The organism is Roseiarcus sp., from assembly GCF_052145395.1.
Classification (GTDB): domain Bacteria; phylum Pseudomonadota; class Alphaproteobacteria; order Rhizobiales; family Beijerinckiaceae; genus Roseiarcus.
This window is the reverse complement of record NZ_JBKQOT010000011.1, coordinates 1-21,500: the sequence shown is the minus strand read 5'-3', so window position 1 is coordinate 21,500 and position 21,500 is coordinate 1. Positions and strand designations below refer to the sequence as shown.

The following is a 21,500-nucleotide window of genomic DNA, read 5'->3' as shown; positions in this document are numbered from 1 at the left end:
GCGTTCGCCCGTCGCGCCAAGCGCTGCTCGCTATGGCCGTCGCGCAGCAGCGCCAGCAATTCAGCGCGCTGGCGAGGCGAAAGAAACCCGCCGCGAATCATGCCTCCAGCCGAATCCGAAAACCCTTCCGACGCAAGCCTTTTTTCGCCCCCTCAATGAGTCCGGGTATACAGCGGGGTCGTGACCGGCGATGTGCAGAACGACACGGGCAGCACTCTGACCGTGACGGGGCTTCTGCAGGTGTCCGGCGTCGTGAACAACAGCGGGACGCTGGAAGTCGGCGGCGGCACGTCGCCCACAGTTACCGCGGGGGTCCTCACCGTAGCCGGCCTCCTGACCAATTCGAACGCGCTGACCGTCGACGCAGGCTCGACCCTCAACGCAAATGGCGGCGTCAGCAACAGCAGCACTTTCACGAACAACGGGACGACCTACGGCGCGCTCAGCAACAGCGGAACGGCCGGCAACAATGGCTCCTATCTCGGCGATGTGACCGCCAACACGGGGGCGATCACCAACAGCGCAAACTGGACGGGCAATCTCCTTGCAGGCGCGAATACAGGAGCGGGCCAGATCAGCAACGCCGGGACCTGGAGGGGAACCGGCAACAACGACGGCGGGCAACTCAACAACTCGGGGACCTGGATCGGCGAGATCCTCAACAACAGCGGCGCATTCACCAATTCGGCGACCGGAACGGTGACTGCCGGGCTGGTCAACAGCGCCGGGACCTCGACCAACGCCGGCACGATTAACGGCGGCGCAAACATCACCGGAGGCGAGCTCGACACCAACAAGTCGACGAGCATCATCAGCGGCGGAATCACGAACAGCGCGACAGTCAAGGCGGCCGGCCAGGTCTTCGGCGCCGTCGTCAACGCCGGCACGTTCACCGTGACCGGCGCGACAGTCGGCGACGGCTCGAGCGTCACAAATACGGGGGTTCTGACCGTGAACGGCGGCGCGTCGTTCACCCAGACCGGCACAACGGCCAACTCTGGATCCGTCACGATCAACGCTGGCGGCACATATGGCGGCGGCAACTACAATCAGACGGCTGGAAGCACGTCGATTGGCGGCAGCGGCGGTGCGCTGACCGCGTCGGGCTCGATGACCGTCAGCGGCGGCAGCGTCCTCAACAACGGAACGGTGAACGCCGGCGCGGGCGGCGTGACGGTTTCCGGAGCGTCGACCGCCTTCGACAACTTCGGCACAGTTTCGGCTGGCGCCGGGGCGGCGGCTGGCGCGCTCACGAATAGGGCGACCTTCACCAATGAGAGTGGCGCGACGGTAACGGCTCCGGTAATCAATACCGGAACGATCGCCGCCAAGGGCGGCACGTTCGACGGCGCTATCCAGAACAATAGCGGCGGGATGTTCACGGTGATGGGAAACGTCACCGGGGCCAATGTGTTCACCAACGCCGCCGGCGGAACGCTGACGGTGTCGAGCGGCGGATTGACAGGCCTGCCCGGCCTCGCCAACAGCGGCGGCGTCTCGGTCGCCTCCGGCGCAACGCTGAGCGCGAGCGCCATCATCAACAACGCTGGCGCGACAGTCGGCACGTCGGGCACGCTGGCTTCGCTGGTCACGCCGCTCATCAACTCCGGAACCGTCAACGCCAACGGCGGCGCGGTGAACGGCGCGATCGACAACAAGAACGCCTTCAACGTCGGCGGGACGGTGTCGAGCAACAGCACGTTCCTGAACGAGTCGGGCGCGAACCTGAGCGTGAACTCCGGCGCCTACACGGTCACCGGCGCCCTGACCAACGCCGGGTCGCTGGCCGTAAGCTCAGGGGCTGCATTCACCGACGCCGCCGGCGTCGCCAACGCCTCGGGCGGCACGATCTTCAACTACGGCGCGATCACCGACGCCCTCACGAACAGCGGCACGGTCACCAACAACGGGACCTACAACGCCAATGTTGCGCTGAACAACGGCACGATCAACAACCTCGGGACCTGGAACGGCGTCGTCGACCAGTACGCCAATGTGGCGAACGGGGTGATCAACAACTCCGGGACCTGGGCCGGAACCGGCGTCAGCTACAACGACGGCGGCACGATCAACAATACCGGGTCATGGTCCGGCGGGCTGATCAACGATCAGGGCATGATCAACAACTCCGGCGTTATCACCGGCGGGCTGACCAACAGCGGCGGCTATTCGATCAACACCGGGACGATCAACGGCGGCACCACGGTCACGGGCGGCATGCTGGACAGCTTCGCCTCGTCGAGCGTCATCAACGGCGGCGTAAACGTGTCGGGCAGCGGCGTCGTCTACGCCCTGAACACGATTGGCGGCAACGTCGGCGTGAGCGGGAACGGCGTGTTCTACGTCGGCGACCACAGCGCGGCGACGACCAACCCGACCCTCGGCCAGACCCTGAGCGTGAGCGGATCCGTCACCGGCCCGATCACGATCCCGGTCAACATGGCGACGGGCGCGTCGAACACCATCAACGTCGGCGGATCGACGGCGGGCGCGAGCACGAACTTGACGGGCCAGCTCCAGAACCCGGCCAACCTCGTGTGGACCACGCCGAACCACACGCTGACCTACTCGAACGCCTCGATCCCGCTCAGCGGAACGTCGCTGCAGACGCTGTATGCGCTGTCGAGCCAGCCCTTCAGCTACTTCAGCTATACGCCGACGTCGGGCAACAACGGCGTGCTCCAGTCGCTGAAGCTCGGCGCGGTGTCGGCGCCGGCGAGCCAGATCGCTTCGATCCTGACGGCGCTCAACTCGTCGTTCTTCCAGAACGCCCAGGCGTTCCTGGGCGTGCCGACCAACCCGACGGCCAACTTCGTCTACGGCGGGATCTGGTCGCGCGCCGGCGGGGCCGCGATCACGATGGATACGACCGCGAGCGGCGGCAACTCGCCGACCACGCTGTCGTCGCACTCGCTCAACGACATCGGCGGCTTCCAGTTCGGCATCGACGAGGGTCTGTACAACATCAACAACTCGAAGATGAACGTTCACCTGGGCATCACCGCGGGCGAGGCCTTCGCATCGGCCTCGGATCAGTTCCCGGGCAACGCGTTCGAAAGCGCTATCGGCGTGAACACCAACGCGAACGTTCCCTTCTATGGGGTCTACGCGGCGCTGACCGGAAACGGCCTGGCCGCAACGGTCCAGTGGCGTCGAAACCTCTTCGATCTCAACCTGAACGACCAGTATCTGGGCGGCAACGGGCAACGGACCGTGGACGCGGCGGGCAACACGTACTCGGCCGACCTCAGCTACAACCTCCCGTTCGGCGACGGCTACGTCGTCACGCCCGGGGCTGCGGTGTTCGTGTCGCGGACCAACATCAACGATCTCGCGGTCCCGTCGCCGGTCGCCGGCTACCCAGAATCGGTGTTCTCGTTTGCGTCGCTCAACAGCACGCTCGGACGCTTCGGGGCGCGCCTGGTGAAGCCGTTCCAACTCAACGACGACCTGATCATCGCGCCTTATTTGTCGATGAACGTCTGGCATGAGTTCCAGGGCGGTTCGACCACGTACTTCACGCAGCAGATCGAATCGGTGTCGCCGGTCTACACCTCGAGCCTGGGGACGTTCGGGCAGGTCAGCCTGGGCTTTTCGACCCAGTCGCCGAAGGCGGGATTCACCAGCTATCTGCAGGCTGATTTGCGGGTCGGTTCGAACATCCAGGGATGGGGTGTAGTCGGTGGTTTACGCTATAGCTACTGATTGGCGGACATGTTAGGATTTCGCAACGTGGGCGTAGATTGAATAAACCGCGGGGGCGGATTGGAGAGTTGTTATGTCGAGAACGCCACGCGTGTTGTTTGCGGCGCTGAGCGCAGGTTTGCTGTGCTCTGCCGCCGCCGCCCAGTCGGTCGGCCCGTTCGCGGGGGCGGATTGCCGGGAAGCCAAGTTGGACAGGGTCACCCAAGGCAGGGTGCAGTCAACCGATACGGTGATCATCTGCAAGCGCACCGACGAGGTGAAGGCGGCGCTGGAACATGGCGGCGCCCGTTTCGCGGCTGCTCCGGCCAGGCCCGAGCCGACGGTCGACCGGCGCAAGATGGATCACGTCGTCTTCACGGCGCCGGTTCCGTCGGATCGGGAATGCGCCATGCTCAATTGTCCGACCTACATCCTGACGGGCGTCGGCGACTGACGGGTCTGGAACCCATTGCGCCGGTCGTTTGCCAGCGGGTTCGCGCGGATCAATTGTGATCGCCGCAGACTTTAAAGGCGCTGTGGTCGATCGTATAGTGTCGAGCGCGGGGGCGGCGGCCCGGCCATTCGGTCAGTGGGTTGGTGACGTTCCGCGAATGGGCCGAGAAGCTGGCAGCGATGATAGGACGTTTTGCGCGTTGTGCGCTGCTGGCGGCTGGGCTCGCGATTCTTGGACTTGACGCCAATTCGCCCTGCGCGGCGGAGGTCGACCAGAAAACCGCCGCGGCCCAGGCGAAGACCGAGACGGAGCGGAGCGAGAAGGGGTGGGCCGACCTGAGGTCGAATTCGGACGTCGCCGCGCTCCGGGACTTCAGGGCCCTCGATCCGAATTCGCCGCACGCGACGGAAACCGACCGCCGCGTCGGGCGCCTGCAGCCAGGTCCGATGATTATGGCGCAGCTCGACGACGCGGTGGCGTGGGACCACGCCAAAAACGCCAACAGCATTCCAGAGTTGCGGGCGTTCAAGCATTTCTTCCCGAATTCCCCTCACGTCGCCGATGCGGACAAGGCGATCGCAGCGCTTGAGAATGCAGCCGAGGAGGAAAAGCGGAAGGAAGCCGAGGCCGAAAAGGCGAAGCAGGCTGAAGAGGCGTGCAAACACGAGGCCGCCGACGTGGACGATTTCGTCAAGGCGCGCAGCGTCGGCGCCCTGGAGGCTTTGCGCGGGCGGACGACCTGCGCGAAGACAATCGCGGCGATCGACGAAGGCTTGCGGCAGCTCAAGACGCAGGAGTGCGCCTCCGAACGCGATCAGGTGCGCGATCTCGGGTCGGATCTCGAGGCTTTGCGCAGCGCCGTCAGCGGCTTCACTTGCGACGCCGTGATCGCGGCGACCCGCGGTCGGATCGGTCAGCTCGAGCAACAGGCCGCTCTGGTGGCGAGGGGCGTGCGACGACGCCAAATACGAGGTGGACAACAAGACCGATCCGTTCGAGGCCGGCGCGCGTGAAAAGCTCGAGAAATACGTGACGAGGACGGAGTGCCCGGCGGCGTTGGCCGATGCGCAACAGAAGATCAAAGACATCGACGACCGCATCAACGATGCGCAGGCGCAGTTGAAGAAGCTGGGCTGCTACGCCGTCGAGCCCTCGAGCGCTCGTTTCGACAAGGAGACTCAGGACGCGGTCGGTCGGTTTCAACGCTGGGCGCATCTGAGCGTCGACCAGACACATCTGACAACTGACCTCGTCCAGAAGCTCGCGGCCTTCACCGGGGAGGGCGCTTGCCCGGCGCTCGCACCCCCGCCGCCTGTCGCGGCGTTGCCGAGCGAGAAGCCCGCGCTCCCGCGGGAGCAGCCGAAGCCAGTGCGTCCGAAGCGGGAACCGGTGGAAAGCGCCGAATCGGCGCTGGTTCGGCATACGGCGCCTGCCCCGCGGCCGGCGCCGGCTGCGCCCGCGGCGCCCGCTGCCTCTTCCGGAGGCGGAGGCGCAAAGTCGCAGATTTTCATTCCGAACTGACGAGGGGCCCTGCTCGTAAACGTTCAAGCTTTCGCGATGCGCGAGGACGGGTCCGCGCCTGCGGGACGCGGGGCTTCGTGCAGGGGCGAACGCGTCGGCCTCCCGCGGAGCCGCACGGGCTGGTCGGCGTCAGGCCTCGGCGGCCGGTCAGTTGACGAACATGAAGAAGTCCGCGCCGACGGTCGCCGCTCCGTTCTTCGCCTCATCCGCCAGCCCGGGCGTGATTCCCTTCAGTTCGCCCGAGCGGAAGCGCTCGAGGCCAGGGATCGGCTTCGCCGACGTGACCGCCATGACGAGTTGTATCGGTCCGACGGAGCCCGCGTCGGGGACCAGCGGGACGCTGAAAGTCGCCGCATCGCCGCCGGGCTGAAGCTTTGCGTCGATGCGATAGGCTTTGCCCTGATTGTCCACGAGAAGGAGGTAGAGACGTCGCCCGCCGAGATTCGCGACCGTGCCGGAAAGCGGCTTGTTGCGGCCGACACGGTAATCGGACAGCGTGATCCGCGGCGCGCTCGCAGCGTCGCCCGAGGCGGGCCGCAGCACGTCGAGAGCCGCGCATTCCGGCGGCACGATCAGCCGCAGGCTGAGCTGCGGCTCGGCGCCGACCTCTTTCCGGAACGACTCCTCGAATCGCTCGAACGGCCCCAGTTGGTCGCCCACTCCGAGGTAGGCGTGGCCGCCGGCGGCGCTCGGCAGCGCTTTGATGAGGAAGCAGTCGCCACCGTCGAAGCTTTGAACGAATTCGGCCGCTCGGTCTGGCGCTGGAGGCGTTTCGACCGGCGGCGGGGGCGTTTCCGCCTTTGCCGTGACGTTTGCCGCAGCCGGTGAAACGTTCAGCTTGACCGACATCCGTCCGGCGAGCCCGGCGGCGTTGCTGGCCACAACATCGAACGCATACGATCCCGCCGTCGTCGGCTTGCCTGAGATCTGGCTGTAGCCGGAGCCGAGGTCGGCAAAGACCAGGCCGGCCGGAGGGGGCGGATCGGCCCGGAGCGTCATCGGCGTCGCGCTTGCGCCCCCGCTGAACGGCGGCAGATCGGCGCTGTAGTCCTGACCGACCGTCGCCGGCTCGAGACTGGCGACCGGGAGCGACGGCCGCGGAGCTTCCAGTCGCGCGGTCTGCTCATCGTTGTGCGTGGAAGGTTGAGCCGCGGGCGCGGTCGCGGGCTGCTTTTCCGCGGGCGGAGGCAGCGGCTTGTCCGCGATGACCAGGGTCGCCATCATTTGCGCCGTCTTGCCGTTGGCGTTAACCGCCTCGACGCGCACCGTGGTCCGGCCGGCGTGCGCAGGCGAGCCCTCGAACAGGCCTTTGCCCTCCCCGAGGTCCCGGAAGCTGAGCCCATCGGGGACCGATTCGGCCGATAAGCGCAGCTCTTTGCCGCCGTGGTCGGTGAAACCGGGGAGCTCGGCCCGATAGGGCGCTCCGACGGTCGCTGACGGCAAGTCGATCGCGGCCTGCGGCGCGCGGGGCGGCGCTTCCTTGAGAACCTCCGCCGCGGTTGGGACATGCGGCGCGGGCGGAGCGACGACTGCGGCGGGCGGAGCGACGACTGCGGCGGGCGGATTGGCGACCGCCGCGGGCGGCTGGGCGGCGCTGCTGGGCGTTTCCGATGGGGGCAGCGAGGCGGTTTGTTGGGCTTCGGGCGGGGACGGCGCCGCCGGCGACGCGGGAGCAGGCGGCGGCGTTTGCGGCGCGGAAGGCGCGGCGAGCGGCGGCAGTTTTGCGCTCTCGGCCGGGGCTTCGGCGGCCGGGCGTGAGGCGTCCGCGGGCGGCTTTGAAGGAAGCGGAGGCAACGGCGGAGTCGCGGAGGCGGTCGGCGCGCTGGACGCGCCAGTACCTCCGGAACCTCGGGTCCACTGCGAGAGATCGTCCTTGAAGACAAAAGCGACGCCGCCGAGGCTCGCGACTGCGATGACGGCGCCGAAAATGGTAGCGACACGCCCGCCGGACGACTCGCGCGGCTGCTCGGCCGTTCCCGCCGGCCGCAGCGCCGGCTCCCGAACCGTCTTCCTTCGGGCCGACGGAGCAGGCGCCGTCTGCTCCGTCCACTCGGCGATCGCCGCCATGCTCGCGGGCCGGTTTTCCGGCAGCGGCTGAAGCATCGACTGCAGCAGCGGCCGAAGCGACGGATCGACATCGGAAAGGTCCGGAACGACGCGGCGCTTGTCGATGACGTCTGCCTGGGATCCGCTCATATCCAGCGTGTGGCCTCGCGCCGCTTCGGCTAATACTAGACCTAAACTGTAGATATCTGACTTGAATGTCACGTCGCCGCCGGCCAAGCCGAGTTGCTCCGGCGACACGTAGTTGTATTTTCCGGCGAAGCCGGAGCCGATGATTGTCTTCTTGCCCATCTGTGCCGCGCGGGCGATGCCGAAGTCGATGATCTTGGCGTTGCGCACGTCGGCGCTGGGCAGGATGATGTTGTCCGACGAAATGTCACGATGAACGACGCCCAGTCGGTGCGCGGTCTCCAGCGCGGAGGCGATTCTCTTTCGCAGGATCGTGACGTCGGGCAAGGGCAGAGGCCCTGAGGTCAGGCGGTCGCTCAGGGACGGTCCGTCGACGTACTCCATCGCGAGATAGGCGCGCCCGATGACCGGATCGACGGAGAAAAGGAAATAACGAACGATCGCTTCATGCACGAGGTTGTGAAGGATCGACGCCTCGCGCCGGAACAGCTCCATCACCTCTTCGTTGGTCGAGAACTCGGGACGGATCATCTTGATCGCCACGATATCGCCGGTCTGGATATTGAAGCCGCGATAGACCTCGCCCATGCCTCCCTGAGCGATCATCTTCTCGATTTCGTAGATGCCGTTCAGGCGCGTGCCTGGCTTGACGCTGCCGAAGACCCGCGGCTGAAATACGGTTCTCTCCTCCACCGCTTGTTCTCCGGAACTCAAGACCCAATCGACACGGTCGGGCCCGCGTGGGTACGCGAATCCCCTCGACGACGCCTGCTTCGCTGAGACCGCCTGCCCGCCAGAAAGTAGCCCCGAAACGAGCAATCGGAAACCGCTTTTCCGCGCCTCTTGTAACCGATCCGTGTTCTCAAAGCCATTTCGTCTGGTGTATGACTCGGCGCAGGAGCGTTGGGCCCTCGCTCCAGCCTTCTGCTTGCTTCGAAAATGGCGGTCGAGCGATGGGCGTAAGGTTTCCACGGTTTCGTGGAGCGCAGACCCGAATGCGGGGAGAGATTGATGCGCGGATCTTTGAATTTGATGCTCGGCGCCGCAGCCTGCATGGCTCTCGCGCCCTACGTTGCGGGCGCGCCCTCGGCCTGGGCGGGGCCCGCTTATAACGCTGATAACGTGGTGGATATTTTTCTGAAAGATAAGGCGGCCGCGGCCGACTACAAAGCCAAGGTCAAGACCCGGGGGATTTGCATCGGAACCGCGGCCGAATGCCCAACCCCCCAAGCTCCGGCGCAGGCGCATTTCGACCTGCTCGTCAGCTTTGATTTCGATTCGGACAAGCTGACCCAGGCCGCGAAGGACAATCTCGATCAGTTCGCCAAGGCGCTGCAGGACCCGAGGCTCAAAGGGGAGAAGTTCGAGATCGACGGCCACACTGACGCGACGGGCGCCGAAGACTACAACCTGGGGCTTTCCGAGCGTCGCGCAAACGCGGTTGTCGCTTACCTCGCCGCCAAGGGGATTGACGCTTCGTCGTTGATCGCCAAGGGCTTTGGAAAGTCGAAGCCGCGCGTCGCGGACCCGTACAGCCCGGAGAATCGTCGCGTGGAAACGCACCTGATCGAGTGACGGGAGCGAGCTGACGGAGCGGCGCGCGGCCCCGCGCAGCTCCATTCGGGGTGGAAATAAGAGGCGCCCAGACATTATGAGGGGCAGAACGTACGGACCCGGAAGCCGAATCGAGCGCGCGCGGGTGGAGGGAGATCGGTTCCAGCCGTGAAGAGTCGAGCCGGCTTCATCGCGCTCGCCGCGTCGGTGGCGGTAACCTGCGTCTGCGCGGGATTGATCGGCTGGCGACTGACGACGCGCCACGCGGTCGCGCCGTCCGTCGCGCCGGAACGCGAGGCGGCCGCCGCGCCGAAAAAGCCTGAAGCCAAGATCTCGGCGATCATCGATCTGCCGGGCGATCCTGTCCTCATTCGGCGCGGCGCGGTCAACGCGCCGAAGGATCTTTTGATCGCAGTCCCGCCGAAACTGACGCCGGACGCGATCCGGCCGGGTTCTCCGGGTTACGCGATCAGGCAGGCTTACTTCGTCAACTCGACGCTGGCGTCGACCAACGGCGGCTATATGGGCCGATTCCCGGAGGCGGGTCAGGAGGCCGACGCCTTGGCCGCTGAGGTCCAGATGAACGCCGAGCAGGCGACGGGCGCGCAGACCCAGGCGCAGATCGACGCCGGCTCTGACGACGACGGCGGCGCCGAGACGCCTGTGGACGCTCAGGCGCAACTTCTAACCAGCGCCAACAGCGATAGGCTCGAGATCAATTCGGGCGGGGCGCAGGGGAAGGCGCAGATTCTCGACGTTGTACTGAAACCGGTCGTGGCGGAGAAGATCGGCGATCTTCTGATCGCCAACGGTTTCGCCGAAGACAGCGCGCGGGCGCTCGAAAGCGCCGCCGCCGCGCAGATCCACGTCCAGACGCTGCCGCCCAGCGGCGTCGCCCTCGCAGTCGGCGCTCTGGACGCCAGCGGCGATTACCGGGCGATGCAGATCACCATCTTCGAGGGCGGCGAATATGTCGGGACCGTCGCGCTCAGCGAAGGGGGTGAGTACGAAGATGGGGCGGAGCCCGTGCTCCCATCCGGACTGATCGACGATTCTGCGCGACAGACGGAGGTCGCCGTGCGCTACAACGTCGCCGACGGCATCTATAGCGCCGGGCTGCGCAATGGCGTGCCGGAGGACATCATTCGCGAAGCGATCCAGCTTGTCGCCGGGCTCGCCGACCTCAAGGCGCCGCTTCAGCCCGACCAAACCGTCAGGGTCCTGTTCATACGCGACTTCCGCGACAAGCCGAAATCGGCGGGCCGCGTGATCTATGTCGGCCTGCACGGCGGAGCACTGGCGGTCGACTGCTATGCTTTCGAGGAAAACGACGGCCGGTTCCGCTGCTTCAATCCCAACAAGGCCGAGAGCGCGACGCCGATGCCCGAGGCGCGGCCGAGTTCGTCGGTCGAGAGTCTTGGCAGCAGCGGCGCCGCCAGCGTCGGCGGTATTCTCGCGCCGATCAAGGGCGCGCCGGTGACGTCGCTGTACGGGATGCGGTTCCATCCCATTCTGCATATTCTCCGACTGCATGCCGGGATCGACTTCGGCGCCCCGGTTGGCTCGCAGGTGCGCGCCTCTGCGGACGGCAAGATCGAGATCGCCGGTCCGGTCTCGGGGTTCGGAAACCACATCCGGATCCAGCACGCCGGCTTCGAGACGTCCTACTCGCACCTGTCGGAGATTCCCGACTCCATCAAGCCGGGGGTGGAAGTCAAGCAGGGCGACATCATCGCCCTGTCCGGCAACACCGGCCTGTCGACCGGACCGCACCTTCACTTCGAGTTCTACCTCAATCGGGAGGCGGTCGACCCGCTTCCCCATATGGGGTCCGAGGTCCAGGCGACGGCGCCCACAGGGGGATCGGCCCCGTCCTTGGCGCTCTTGTCAGCCGCGCCCCCTGTCGGCGGCGCATCGTCCGGGGCGAGCGGCTTCGAGATCGCCGCCTTCCCGGCGATCAAGTCGTATATCGACAACGAACTCGCGGAACTGACGAAATAACCCGCATCAGGCGTCGGCGCCGGCCTGTGGCGCGTCTGCAAGTCGGCCGCAGTCGACGACGATGATGGAGACGTTGTCGCTCGCGCCGCGGCCGAGCGTCAGCTGCAGCAGGTCGTCGCAGGCGGCCTGAGGGTCGTCGGCGGCCAGCCGGGCGGCGATCTCGTCATCGGTCACATGGGCGATGAGGCCGTCGCTGCATAGGAGGAACCTGTCGCCGGCGTGGACAGGACCGTCGACAATGTCGAGTTCGGCCTGATCCGAGGCGCCGAGCGCACGCGTGATGACGTTGCGTCCCGGCCAGGTTCGCGCCTCCTCTTTGCTGAGAACGCCGCGGTCAATGAGTTCCTGGACTTCCGAGTGGTCGCGCGACACCTGGGTGAGGCCTTTGTTTCGGTGAAGGTAGGCGCGGCTGTCGCCGCACCAGATGCAAGCGTAATGGGCGCCGTGGACGATGAGCGCAACCAGGGTCGCGCCGATCATCTGGCGGTTTCGCGAACGCGCGAGGCTCCTGAGCTCTGCGTTGACGCCGATGATCTTCTGCTCGAAGTCGGCGAGCAGTCCTGGGGCGGACTCGTTGGGCGCAAGCGTCTCCAGCGCCTCGACCACCGCCCGGCTCGCGATGTCGCCGTTGCCATAGCCGCCCATCCCGTCCGAGACCACCCACAGGCCGACAGCCGGCTTTGCCAACACGCTGTCCTCGTTGTGCTCGCGAACCCGGCCGACGTCTGTGACGCAGCCCACCCGGAATAAGAAGTCCTGGGTCACGTCGACTCTCCTGAAGAAGCGGTCATGGTCTCAACGAACGCGCCGGTGAGGAAGTCAGAGAAGCGCGCCGGCGGCGGAAGGCCAACATAAGACAGCGCGCAGGGAGGAAAGCCCTCGCCGCCGATCGTCCACCAGAACGATTGGGAGGCGAAGGCGCGGCGATGGGCAAAGCGGCGGGCGGCGTAAAAGGCTGCGGAAATGGCATGGTCTGCCGTGTTGATCAGCGTGCCGCCGTCCGGCAGCTCGCGGAAGCCGGGAACGGTCTCGGAGCGCTGATGCAGCTTCGGCTGCGGCAACGCGGCCAAACCGTCGGTGATCGCCTCCAGCGTCGCGCCAGCATCGAGCGCGCTGAGGAGCAGCGTTTCGGCGTTCTCGCACCAGGGACCGTTGTCGTCGATTTCGGGCGGCGCCAGGGCGTCTTCCCCCTCAGTGACAAAAATGGTGAGCGGGAAGGCGCGTCCGACGCCGTCAACGGAGGGCATGAAGGCGCCGATCAGCGCCTCGCCGCAGAAATCCGCGCCAAGCCAGTAACGCCAGATCGGCGCGCGATTGTAGCTCTCGACCCAGCCGGCGGCGATCGCCTGCTTCGACGTGGCGACGCCGGACTGGAGCCACGGCTCCCAGGTTTCCAGAAACCGGCGCGGCGCATTGGCGGCGACGAAGTCCCGTTTGGCGGGCAGCTTTCCGAACAGGCCGGCGCTCATCCTCCCCTCACAGGCCGTTGGGGCACTTGAACTGCCGCAGAGCCGGCAGGCTCAACGGATTGTTGAGCGAGGACGAGGTGAACTGATAAGAGACCTCGCGGCCGAACACGACGAAGCTGACCTTGAGCGAATTTCCGCTCTGGATCGAGGAGCCGGCGTCGACGAGACGGAACAGCGCCCAGGCGCCGGTCCGCTCAATGTTCGACTTCCGGTCCGGCATATCGGGCGCCAACGTGATGGACGCCGCGCCTGCGCCGTTGCCGGGCCATTGCACGGTCACCGGGGCGAACGGCGTGCCCTGCTGGGCGACGACATTGGTCCCGTTGATCGAAAGCGTCGCGGTCTGGGCGTCGCTGCTGAGGGTCAGGGGCTTGACGTCGAAGGCGACCGCCGGGACGTTGCCGCCCGCCGGGAAGAAGGCGTCGCGGATATCGGCCGCCTGCTGGAACTCGCGCAGCGTCGCCTCGGAGAGCTTCCGCGCCGGGTTCGGCTTCCACACCCAGACCTTTCCGCTGTGGTTCACCAGCGGGTCGAGATTGGTGGAGAAGAACTTGTCGATCACGCCTCCCGGCGCAAACAGCTTGGCGAATTCGGCCATCGGAACGTCGCGGTCGCTCTTGGCGAACGGATAGCGGTTGGAGACGATCTGCTGGCACGCGCCGGTGACACTTTGCGCCATGTCGTCGGCGATCTGCGCGAGGTTGCTGGCAGTCGCGTCGCCTGCGGCGTCCTTGGCGACCTTGTCGATCATTCCGGAGAGCGGCTGGGGCAGCCGCGTGGCGTTGGCCCTCAGGCTCGCCACCTGGACGTCGACCTGCTGCAGAGCCTGCTTCGTCTGCGCCGGATCCCGCGCGGCGAGAACGAGTTGCTGATAGAGGTCATTGAGATTGGCGACGAGGGCGTCGATCGGGCGCGAGCCGGGCGCGCCGTCCACCAGGATGGCGTAGGGCTTGAAGTAGTTTTCGACCGTCGCGCCCGGAACCTCGGCCGGCGGGTCGCCGGCCTTGCGCTGCGACTTGATCGCGATGTCGATCGCCTCGCGGCCGCCCGTCCCCAATAGGTTCGCCGCGTTCGCGCCCGCCCGCTGCAGATCCTGTTTGGCCTGCTCGGCGCCCGCGTTCGTTTGCGGCTTGGGGCGCTCGCGCGTCAGCGCGGTCTCATCGCGGACGGATTCGTAGAGCGACTTGATCGGCGAGGTCGGCGCCGAGGCGGCGGCCAGGCTGACGTATTTCGGCTTGCCCGAGATCAGCGACTTCAATTGCAGATTGTTGAGCGCCGCTGTCCATTCGGCGATGAAGTCCTTGCTGTAGAAATCCAGGATGCCGGAAAACAGACTCACGTACTGCTGCTTGACGGCCGCCTGGTCGCCCGAGGCGCCGAGCACCCAGTTCTCCTTCTGCAGCTTCCCGGCGATCGTCTGCATGCGGCTGAGCAGCGAGTTCAGGAAGCCCTCGTACGTGTAGAAGCCGCGGACGCGCACCGTTTCGAGGCCTGCGCCGTTCGCGGTCTCGTACACGAGCGCCATGTCCGGTCCCCCGTGATCGGCCGCCACCCAGTCCGGAACGCCGTCGTTGTGAGTCTCGGACTTCAGCAGCGCATAGGCCCGCTCGGCCACCCGCATCCGGGCGAGCGTCGCCTGAGCCTGCTCGACCAGCGGCCCGTTGAGCGAAACCTTGTGCCCGGAGCCCTGGTCCATGTCGAGCATCGCCTGGAGGTGGCCGCGCAGGAGCGCGCGTCCCTCCGCATAGGCCGCGCCTGGGAAGGCGCGCTCCTCCCAGTCGCGCGAGAACCAGGACAGAATCAGATCCTTGTCGACTTCCGGCGCCTTGTTGCCGAGCATTAGATAGACCTTCAGCGCCTCGTACACGAAGGTCGGGTTGTCGATGTTCTTCTGGATCTGCTGTTCGAGCGACAGGATCAGCCGCGGTCGCATCAGCCTCTCGAGCGCGTCCTGGTACATGCCGACGGACGCGTCCTGCAGCCGTGAGCGCTGACTGAGCCCGAACGTCTGGGTGAGCGGCGTCGAGTCGCCTCGCTTTGCGTAGCCTTCTGGCAGGTTCGGCAGGCTGCCGATCAGTTCGTAGATCGGCAGCAGACTCGGGTCGGTGACGGAGGTCTGCTTGATGAGCGGGCCAGCCGCCGCCGAATAGTCGGCGACGCCTTGCGCAGTCGAGGCGATCAGCGCCTTGTTGTTCTCGTAGCTCATCCACCAGAGGCCGAGCATGCCCAGGGTCGCAAGGCCGATCAGGCTGAAGGTCGCCGCCCGGATCGCGAACGCGCGGCGAACCGCGGCGATATTGGTCGAGACCCAGCCGGCCTCCGGGAAAATGACTTTCGCCATGAGGTCGCGGAGGAAGAAGCTCTTTCCGACCCCGGAGAAACCGGCTGCGGCGTAGCTTTCGACGCCGTAGCTCTTCTGCAACGCGCCGATCAGCGTGTCGAACGGCGTGCCCTCCTGAGTGCCCGAGGTGAAATAGAGGCCGCGCAGCGTCGCCGTCGTCTGGTACCGCGTCGGCTCGAAAATGCGGTTGAGGAAATCGGCGATCGGCTTGCGCAGCGCGGTCAGCTGCGCCGGGAAGCCGAACAGCGTCACGCGCGAGCGCAGGTCCGGCTCTTCCTGCAGCCGTTCCGGCATCCGGTCGGCAATGCGCTGGATGAGAAGATCTATCTCTTCCGGGACCTTGCCGACCTGGTTCGCCTTCTCGTCGGCCTTCTCGGCGGTCTGGAAGGTCGCGCCCCACACCGTCTGCCGCCGGGCTTCGTCGAGATCGGCGAAGTATTGGGCGAAGCCGACGACGAGGTCCATCTTGGTGAACATCGCGTAGACGGGAAAGTCGATCTTCAGCTCCTCATGCAGCTCGTTCAGCCGCTTGCGGATGGCGTCGGCGTGCGCCGCCGCCTCGTCGGGCGGAAGATTGACGACGTCGGCGATGCTGATCGCCACGATGACGCCGTTGATCGGCTGCTTCGGCCGGTTCTTGCTCAGCATCTCGAGGAACGCGAGCCAGCTCTTCCGATCGACCTTCGCGTCCGAGTCCTGCGTCGTGTAGCGGCCGGCGGTGTCGATCAGCACGGCCTCGTCGGTGAACCACCAGTCGCAGTAGCGGGTGCCGCCGACGCCCTGGATCGCTTTGGCATGATTGTCGGCGGCGAGCGGGAATTTCAATCCGGAATTGACGAGCGCGGTCGTCTTGCCCGCGCCCGGCGGGCCGATGATCAGGTACCAGGGCAGGTCATAGAGCGCGTTGGCGCCGGACTTGCCAGTCCGCCGCAGGGTCGAAAGCGCATCCTCCATCTTCTCCTTGAGAACCGGCGCGTCGCTTTCCTCGGCCGCCGGCTCGGTCATCGCCTGGACGATCGCCTGCTCCGCACGACGGCGCGCGATGATGCGCCAGGCGATGGAGCCGCCGACGACGAGGAGGATGACGAGAATGATGACGAGGCGCGTGACGACTCCCTCGAAGGGCTCGACGTCGCCGATCGACACAAGCGGCCCGGCGAGCCAGACCAGCGCCGACAGAACAAGCGCGCCGATGACGCTGAGCGCTACCCAGAACCAGCCGACTCTCGTCATCGTTCGACCCCACTCCCGTCCATCAGCCGACCGTCCCTCCGGACGTCCCTCAGTCAGCCCTCGGTATCGATACTTCCACGCGGCGGTTCTTGGATTTGTTGGCCTCGATGTCGTTCGGCGCCACCGGATTGCCTTCGCCCTTGCCCGCCACGGCCAGCCGCTCCGGATGGGAGAGGCCGCTCTTCAGCGCCGCCGCGACCGACTTCGCGCGCGCTTCCGAGAGCTGGAAGTTGGAAGGGAAGGCGATGGTGTGGATCGGATCCGTGTCGGTATAGCCGTCGACGTTGATCGAGCCCGGCTCCTTGTCGAGCGCGGCCGCAATCTTCTTGGCGATCGGCGTGAAGCTGTCGTTGACCTTTGCCCCGCCGGACGGGAACAGCACCAGACTCCCGATGCGGATGAAGATCGTCGTGGCCGATTGATCGGCGTCGAGCTTGCCAGCCAGTATCTCCGGCGCCAGCGCGGCGCGGATCCGTTCGAGCTGCGTCGAGGTCTTCATCACCGGATCGGGCGGCGGCTTGACCGCGGTTTCGCGCGCGATCGTCAGTTCCGTGTCGGGGTGGACCTGCGCCATCGTGAGCGCCAGCGCTTCGGCCTGACCGGACAGCATGTTGCGCAATACCAGATAGGTCCCAAGGAGGACAACGCCCGCGGCCGCGGCGACCGACCAGACCGGAAGCTGAAACCGGCTTCCGGCCAGCGCGATCGTCTGCCCGCGCCAGTGCGGGGAAAGTTCCTCGATCGTCTTGGGCTGGATGCGCCGGATCGTCTCGTAAAGGTCGCGGCGGATGGTCTGCAGCTCGCCCTGGCCGCCGGTCGCGCGGTAGACGCCCTCGAAGCCGAGGCTCAGGCATTCATGCATGAGCTCTAGCAGGCCGAGGTTGACCGCCGGATTCTGTTTGGCGCGATCGAGCTCCTGGAAGAACCGTACGCCGCCCATGCGCTCGTTGAAGAAGCGGACCAGCATGCTGTATTGCGTCCAGACCCGGCTGTCCTCGCTCGGCAGGTTCTGCACGATGTCGTCGGCCGTCGCCGCGAGCGCGTATTTCGCCGGTTCGATCTGATCGGCGGGAGCGCCGCCGGCCCGCGCGTCCTTCTCGAACTGCTCGATGGCCTGCGCCACCTGATCCATCAGCTGGCTGGCCCCGGCGCGCGCAAGCGAAGCGCGCAGTCGTCCGAGCAGGAGCAGCAGCGATGCCGCCGCCCTGGTGAGCGGGCTCGACGCGACGGTGACGACATCGACCGAGATGTGCGGCAAAACGGGCGCGGGGGTGAGCGGCGGAGGCGCGGCGGGCGCGGCGTAGGGCCGCGACTGGGCCGCAGGCGCGTTCATCCAGTCGTCCCAGGCGCCTTGTCCCCGCGCCTGTGGAGGCGGCGGAGGCGGCGGGGCCGCCCTCGGAGCGGGGTAGGGCTGGTAGGACCGCTGCCCGGGAGGCGACGCAGGAGGAGGGGGAGGATAGGAAACCGGCGGCGTCGGCGACGACGCTGGCGGAGCGCCGCCTGAGGGCGGCGGCGCGGACGGCGCCGGTCCGCCCGGCGGCGGCGGAGGCCGCCGGCCGCCCGGATTGGGTCGAATGATGGTGCGGTCGCGTCGGCCGAACGGATCGTCGTCGTTGCTCATCGACGGTCTTCCCTAACAGCCCAGAGCTCCATCTGGAGCTCGGGCCAGTCGCCTGCGAAATGCATGCCGATCGCCGAGGCCTGGCTGAATTCCGGCCACAGCGGCGATGTCCGGTCAAAATAAAAATAGACGTGATCGGTGATTGCGCGGATCTGCGGCGGCGGCGTCGGCAGATGGACGAGCGGAACGCCGGGCAGATGGGCGTGAACGATCTCGTTCATCTTGGTGTTGGGGCCGATCTTGAGGTAGGCCGGCAGGCTGCGCTGGATCTCAGTCAGGGGGCGGCGCGCCGACACTTCGAGCACGAACGTCGCGTTGCGGAACAGCGTACGGTCCTTGATCGTCGAGATGTACGCGCCGGGGGCGCGCTCGATCAGCTCGAGCCGAATGGCGCGGCGGTCGAGCCGGGCGCTGAGGAAATCCTGGATGTCGCGCAAGACCGAGGAGAAGACGCTTTCGAGATCGTCGTGATTATAGGCGCCGTACTCGCGCGCGCGCCGCTCCTGGGTGGCGAAGGTCGCAAGCTCCCCGGCCAGACGCAGCAGCTCCTCGTAAAGGCGCTCCGGATGCACGTAGCGCGACGAGCGGAAGTGCTTGAGAACCGGAATCTCGCGATTGAGGGCCTGAAGCATCAGGTAGTCGGCGCTCTGCAGGCCGCCGCCCGCGGTAGCGTCGGCCGCGTAGCGCGCCAGTTCGTCGAGCTTGTTGCCGATCCAGCCAATCACGCGATCGAGCCATCCCGTGACCGTCGGATGGGCCGCGCACACCAGAATGGGAGGGGCGAACTTCTCGTCGAACACGATCGTGCGGTCGTGCACTTCGACGATCCGGGCGATCGGCAGTCCGACGTAGCCGGGCTTCGCCGTCTTCCGGATTTCGTAGGCCAGCCGCGGGTAGGCGACCTCCACCTCCTCCTCGACGCGCAGGTTCGAGGTCGCATCGATCACACGCTCCGCGCCCAGGACATAGCGGGCGGCGTTCTCCGCCTGCTCCGGGCTGACCTCGCGGGTGTTGTCGGCCCGCGCGGGCATCGTGAGCCAAACGAGCTGCCCGGCGGCGGCCTCGGGCGTGGGGATCGGCGCCGGCGACGGGCACTCGTTGGGAAAATCGAACAGTCCGCCGTCGGGCATCACGCCCGCGCCGCGCCGCAGCGCGAATTTGCTCTGCTGCGCCAGATCGCGGTCGATCTCCAAAGTCGAAAATCCCCACGGATAGGGCGTAACGTGCCGGGTCCGGCTTTCGAGGGCGTTCTCGAGATATCGGTCGCTCTGCTGGAGATGGTGTGGCCGGAGGAACAGTCCCTCCGACCAGTGCACCTTGGCGTTCCACGACATTACGCCCCCTTTCCCGTCCCGGTTCCGGCTTGCTTTTGTAGGCTTCCAACGGAGGGCCGCCCTGATCCCGCCGCCGTCCCGCCATTAGCCCTTGTTCAGCAAGCGATCGTACGCCTCGGCGAACAGAGCGATGAACGCCTCAAACAGGCGGCCGTCCGACCGCTTCGTCTTGGCGCGCCATCGCTCGATGTACGTATCCCACAATTTCGCCTTGCGTGGAACGACGAGCGCGCCGAGGCCGCGTTCGATCGCGACGGAGCGGTCGATCTGGTCCGGCGCAAGGTCGTCGAACAGAGCGTCGAGCGCGCCCTGCATGGCCCCGTAAGTGAGCATCTGGTGGGTCTTGAGGTCGCGGAAGCTCTCCTCGATCGTCGCCCGGAGATCGAGATACTGCCGGGTTGGCGGTCCGAGCAGGATCGTCAGCGCCTCCTCCACGGAGCCGGTGAACTTCAGCGGATTGTTCTGGATCGAGCGAATCATCGTGCGGCTGGAAGAGCGCATCAGCGTCTTCGATTCGGCCCGCGTCGACAGCAATTGCTGGAGGTTCTCGGCCATCAGCCGAAGCGCGAGGCCGATCTCCTCGGCCACGACGTCCGGATCGCGGCCCGCGATCGTGTGCTCCGGCACACCCGCCGCGCGCGCAATGCGCTGCAGGACTTCGACCCGGTCGGAGTCCTGCGGAGGGACCGGCGGCGGCGCTGGCATAGGCGGCGCCGTCGGATGGCGCGGCGCCGGCGCGGGTTCCAGAATGGGAGGCTGAGTCGGGGTTGGACGAAGCGGTTGCGGGGGCTGGGTCACCGGCGAGAACGCGGGCGGGCGAACCGGCTGCGGCATCGGTTGCGGCGGTTGGGTCCCCGGCGAGAACGCGGGTGGAGCCGCCGGCGCAGGGGTCAGCCAGTCCTCGACCTCGGGCCCCTGCGCCGGGATCGCAGGCGCCTCGGCCGGCGCAATGCCGGTGACGTAGTCGAGAAAATCCGGCCGCGGCTCCTGGGAGCGAGCGGCCTGGTAGGCGCTTCGGTCGTCGGGCGCGGCCGCCTCGCCGACTCCGCCCCACAAGTCCGCGTCGGCGGACGGGGCCATCGCAGCGCCGTATTGCGCGCCGGCGCTGGTTTGCGCGCCGGCCCGGCCCTCCACTTCGACCGCGATGATGTAAGGGCCGATGCTGAGACGGTCGCCGTTGCTGAGCAAGTGCGGCGCGTCGAGACGGAACTCGGCGCCGTTGACATAGGTGCCGTTGGTCGAAACGTCGTGGAGCCAATAGCCCCCGTCACGAAAGCGAATTTCGCAATGCTTGCTGGAAACGGTGCGGCTCGGATCCGGAAGGGTCCAATCGAGATGGGTGTCACGACCCATGTCGAGCCCCCGTCCCTTCACTTCGACCCGCAGCGGCCCCCCATCCGGCAATCGATCGACATTTTCAATCCACAAACGAAGAGTCATATCCTCGCCCAAAACCGAGGCTGCACTGAAGGCGAATTATTTCGTCCTTCGCACGCCCGTGCAAGGCGCAATGTTGAGGCAAGCGCCTCGCGCGATGCGGCTGAACCCCGCGCCTCGCCGTTTCTCGACGCAGGCGCGCGTCCAATGGCGGTTCGCTGTCGCCCGCCTTCCCGGCGGCGCGACAAGTCCCGCGGCCCGGGTGAATTCGACGACCGACTCATAAAAGATTTTTCGGCGGCGAATCTCAGGCCGAGCGCGCCTCGATCCACTAATCGGCCGACCGCCGGCGTCTCGAGCATAGCGAGCTAGGCGCCCGATACTGCCGTATCGACCGATACCATCGCACAATTGAAGTAAACCGCCGCGATGACCGAAGATACTCTGGGCGGTGGAGGTCCCCGATCTGTAAGCCATCGTGTCCGAGGTCCGCTTGAACGCAAACTGATCCGCCAATCGACGTAGGAGATGCGTTATGCCTGACCCATCGCAGTTCAACACCGACCGGACCTATCCGGGCCGCTGGACGGTCACCTTCAGCAACCCGCCGATCAATATGTTTCTTCCCACGACGATCGTCGAATTGGGAGCGCTGATGACCGACCTCGAGGCGGACCCATCCGTGAAGGTCGTAGTGTTCCAGTCGGCGAATCCAGAT

The 21,500-nt window shown here is 66.4% G+C and carries 13 protein-coding genes and 1 pseudogene; 7 read left to right on the top strand and 7 right to left on the bottom strand.

Annotated features, from left to right (window positions below):
* The first annotated feature begins 180 nt into the window (after positions 1-180).
* The 4 genes from ACLP25_RS00415 to ACLP25_RS00400 all read left to right on the top strand — a co-directional run bounded on the left by ACLP25_RS00415 (position 181) and on the right by ACLP25_RS00400 (position 5,659).
* Positions 181-3,705 carry a beta strand repeat-containing protein gene (locus ACLP25_RS00415; RefSeq protein ID WP_442467277.1) on the top strand — a complete coding sequence of 1,175 codons (3,525 nt, stop codon included), beginning with the start codon at positions 181-183 and terminating at the stop codon, positions 3,703-3,705.
* Positions 3,706-3,778: 73 nt separating this feature from the next.
* On the top strand, positions 3,779-4,138 hold the full coding sequence (locus tag ACLP25_RS00410) for a hypothetical protein (RefSeq protein WP_442467276.1): 360 nt from the start codon (positions 3,779-3,781) through the stop codon (positions 4,136-4,138).
* Positions 4,139-4,317: 179 nt separating this feature from the next.
* The gene (locus ACLP25_RS00405; protein ID WP_442467275.1) at positions 4,318-5,151 is read left to right on the top strand and encodes a hypothetical protein; all 834 of its coding nucleotides are present in this window, start codon (positions 4,318-4,320) and stop codon (positions 5,149-5,151) included.
* Positions 5,111-5,659, top strand: coding sequence for a peptidoglycan-binding domain-containing protein (locus tag ACLP25_RS00400; protein WP_442467274.1), 549 nt, complete (start codon positions 5,111-5,113; stop codon positions 5,657-5,659). The genes ACLP25_RS00405 and ACLP25_RS00400 overlap by 41 nt, the downstream gene beginning before the upstream one ends.
* Before the next feature lie 147 nt (positions 5,660-5,806).
* Here ACLP25_RS00400 and ACLP25_RS00395 read toward each other — a convergent pair whose 3' ends face one another.
* A complete protein-coding gene (locus tag ACLP25_RS00395) occupies positions 5,807-8,545 on the bottom strand; it encodes a serine/threonine-protein kinase (protein ID WP_442467273.1) in 2,739 nt (912 codons plus the stop codon).
* Positions 8,546-8,863: 318 nt separating this feature from the next.
* Between ACLP25_RS00395 and ACLP25_RS00390 the strand changes: the two genes are divergently transcribed.
* Complete coding sequence (locus tag ACLP25_RS00390; RefSeq protein WP_442467272.1) at positions 8,864-9,427, top strand: OmpA family protein; 564 nt, start codon at positions 8,864-8,866, stop codon at positions 9,425-9,427.
* Between the two features lie 147 nt (positions 9,428-9,574).
* Entirely contained in the window at positions 9,575-11,407 is a 1,833-nt protein-coding gene (locus tag ACLP25_RS00385; RefSeq protein ID WP_442467271.1) for a M23 family metallopeptidase, read from the top strand.
* 6 nt (positions 11,408-11,413) lie between these two features.
* Here the strand turns inward: ACLP25_RS00385 and ACLP25_RS00380 are convergent, their stop codons facing one another.
* From ACLP25_RS00380 to tagH, 6 genes are all read right to left on the bottom strand, one after another.
* Positions 11,414-12,172, bottom strand: a complete 759-nt coding sequence (locus ACLP25_RS00380) for a PP2C family protein-serine/threonine phosphatase (RefSeq protein ID WP_442467270.1) — start codon at positions 12,170-12,172, stop codon at positions 11,414-11,416.
* The gene (gene tagF / locus ACLP25_RS00375; RefSeq protein ID WP_442467269.1) at positions 12,169-12,876 is read right to left on the bottom strand and encodes a type VI secretion system-associated protein TagF; all 708 of its coding nucleotides are present in this window, start codon (positions 12,874-12,876) and stop codon (positions 12,169-12,171) included. Before tagF ends, ACLP25_RS00380 begins: the two co-directional genes overlap by 4 nt.
* A 7-nt stretch (positions 12,877-12,883) precedes the next feature.
* The gene (gene tssM / locus ACLP25_RS00370; protein WP_442467268.1) at positions 12,884-16,450 is read right to left on the bottom strand and encodes a type VI secretion system membrane subunit TssM; all 3,567 of its coding nucleotides are present in this window, start codon (positions 16,448-16,450) and stop codon (positions 12,884-12,886) included.
* A 49-nt stretch (positions 16,451-16,499) separates the two neighbouring features.
* On the bottom strand, positions 16,500-17,783 hold the full coding sequence (gene tssL / locus ACLP25_RS00365) for a type VI secretion system protein TssL, long form (RefSeq protein WP_442467267.1): 1,284 nt from the start codon (positions 17,781-17,783) through the stop codon (positions 16,500-16,502).
* Positions 17,784-18,067: 284 nt separating this feature from the next.
* Positions 18,068-19,405, bottom strand: coding sequence for a type VI secretion system baseplate subunit TssK (gene tssK, locus ACLP25_RS00360; RefSeq protein WP_442467266.1), 1,338 nt, complete (start codon positions 19,403-19,405; stop codon positions 18,068-18,070).
* Positions 19,406-19,489: 84 nt separating this feature from the next.
* The gene (tagH, locus tag ACLP25_RS00355; RefSeq protein ID WP_442467265.1) at positions 19,490-20,845 is read right to left on the bottom strand and encodes a type VI secretion system-associated FHA domain protein TagH; all 1,356 of its coding nucleotides are present in this window, start codon (positions 20,843-20,845) and stop codon (positions 19,490-19,492) included.
* A 472-nt stretch (positions 20,846-21,317) separates the two neighbouring features.
* Here tagH and ACLP25_RS00350 point away from each other — a divergent pair.
* Positions 21,318-21,500 (top strand): annotated as a pseudogene (locus ACLP25_RS00350) (enoyl-CoA hydratase/isomerase family protein); the annotation flags it as partial.

What these genes read in the sequence shown, in the direction of transcription:
- ACLP25_RS00410 (WP_442467276.1), top strand. Translation starts at nt 3,779, where the DNA reads ATGTCGAGAACGCCACGCGTGTTGTTTGCGGCGCTGAGCGCAGGTTTG.
- ACLP25_RS00405 (WP_442467275.1), top strand. Translation starts at nt 4,318, where the DNA reads ATGATAGGACGTTTTGCGCGTTGTGCGCTGCTGGCGGCTGGGCTCGCG.
- ACLP25_RS00390 (WP_442467272.1), top strand. Translation starts at nt 8,864, where the DNA reads ATGCGCGGATCTTTGAATTTGATGCTCGGCGCCGCAGCCTGCATGGCT.
- tagF (WP_442467269.1), bottom strand. Translation starts at nt 12,876, where the DNA reads ATGAGCGCCGGCCTGTTCGGAAAGCTGCCCGCCAAACGGGACTTCGTC.
- tssM (WP_442467268.1), bottom strand. Translation starts at nt 16,450, where the DNA reads ATGACGAGAGTCGGCTGGTTCTGGGTAGCGCTCAGCGTCATCGGCGCG.
- tssL (WP_442467267.1), bottom strand. Translation starts at nt 17,783, where the DNA reads ATGAACGCGCCTGCGGCCCAGTCGCGGCCCTACGCCGCGCCCGCCGCG.
- tssK (WP_442467266.1), bottom strand. Translation starts at nt 19,405, where the DNA reads ATGTCGTGGAACGCCAAGGTGCACTGGTCGGAGGGACTGTTCCTCCGG.
- tagH (WP_442467265.1), bottom strand. Translation starts at nt 20,845, where the DNA reads ATGACTCTTCGTTTGTGGATTGAAAATGTCGATCGATTGCCGGATGGG.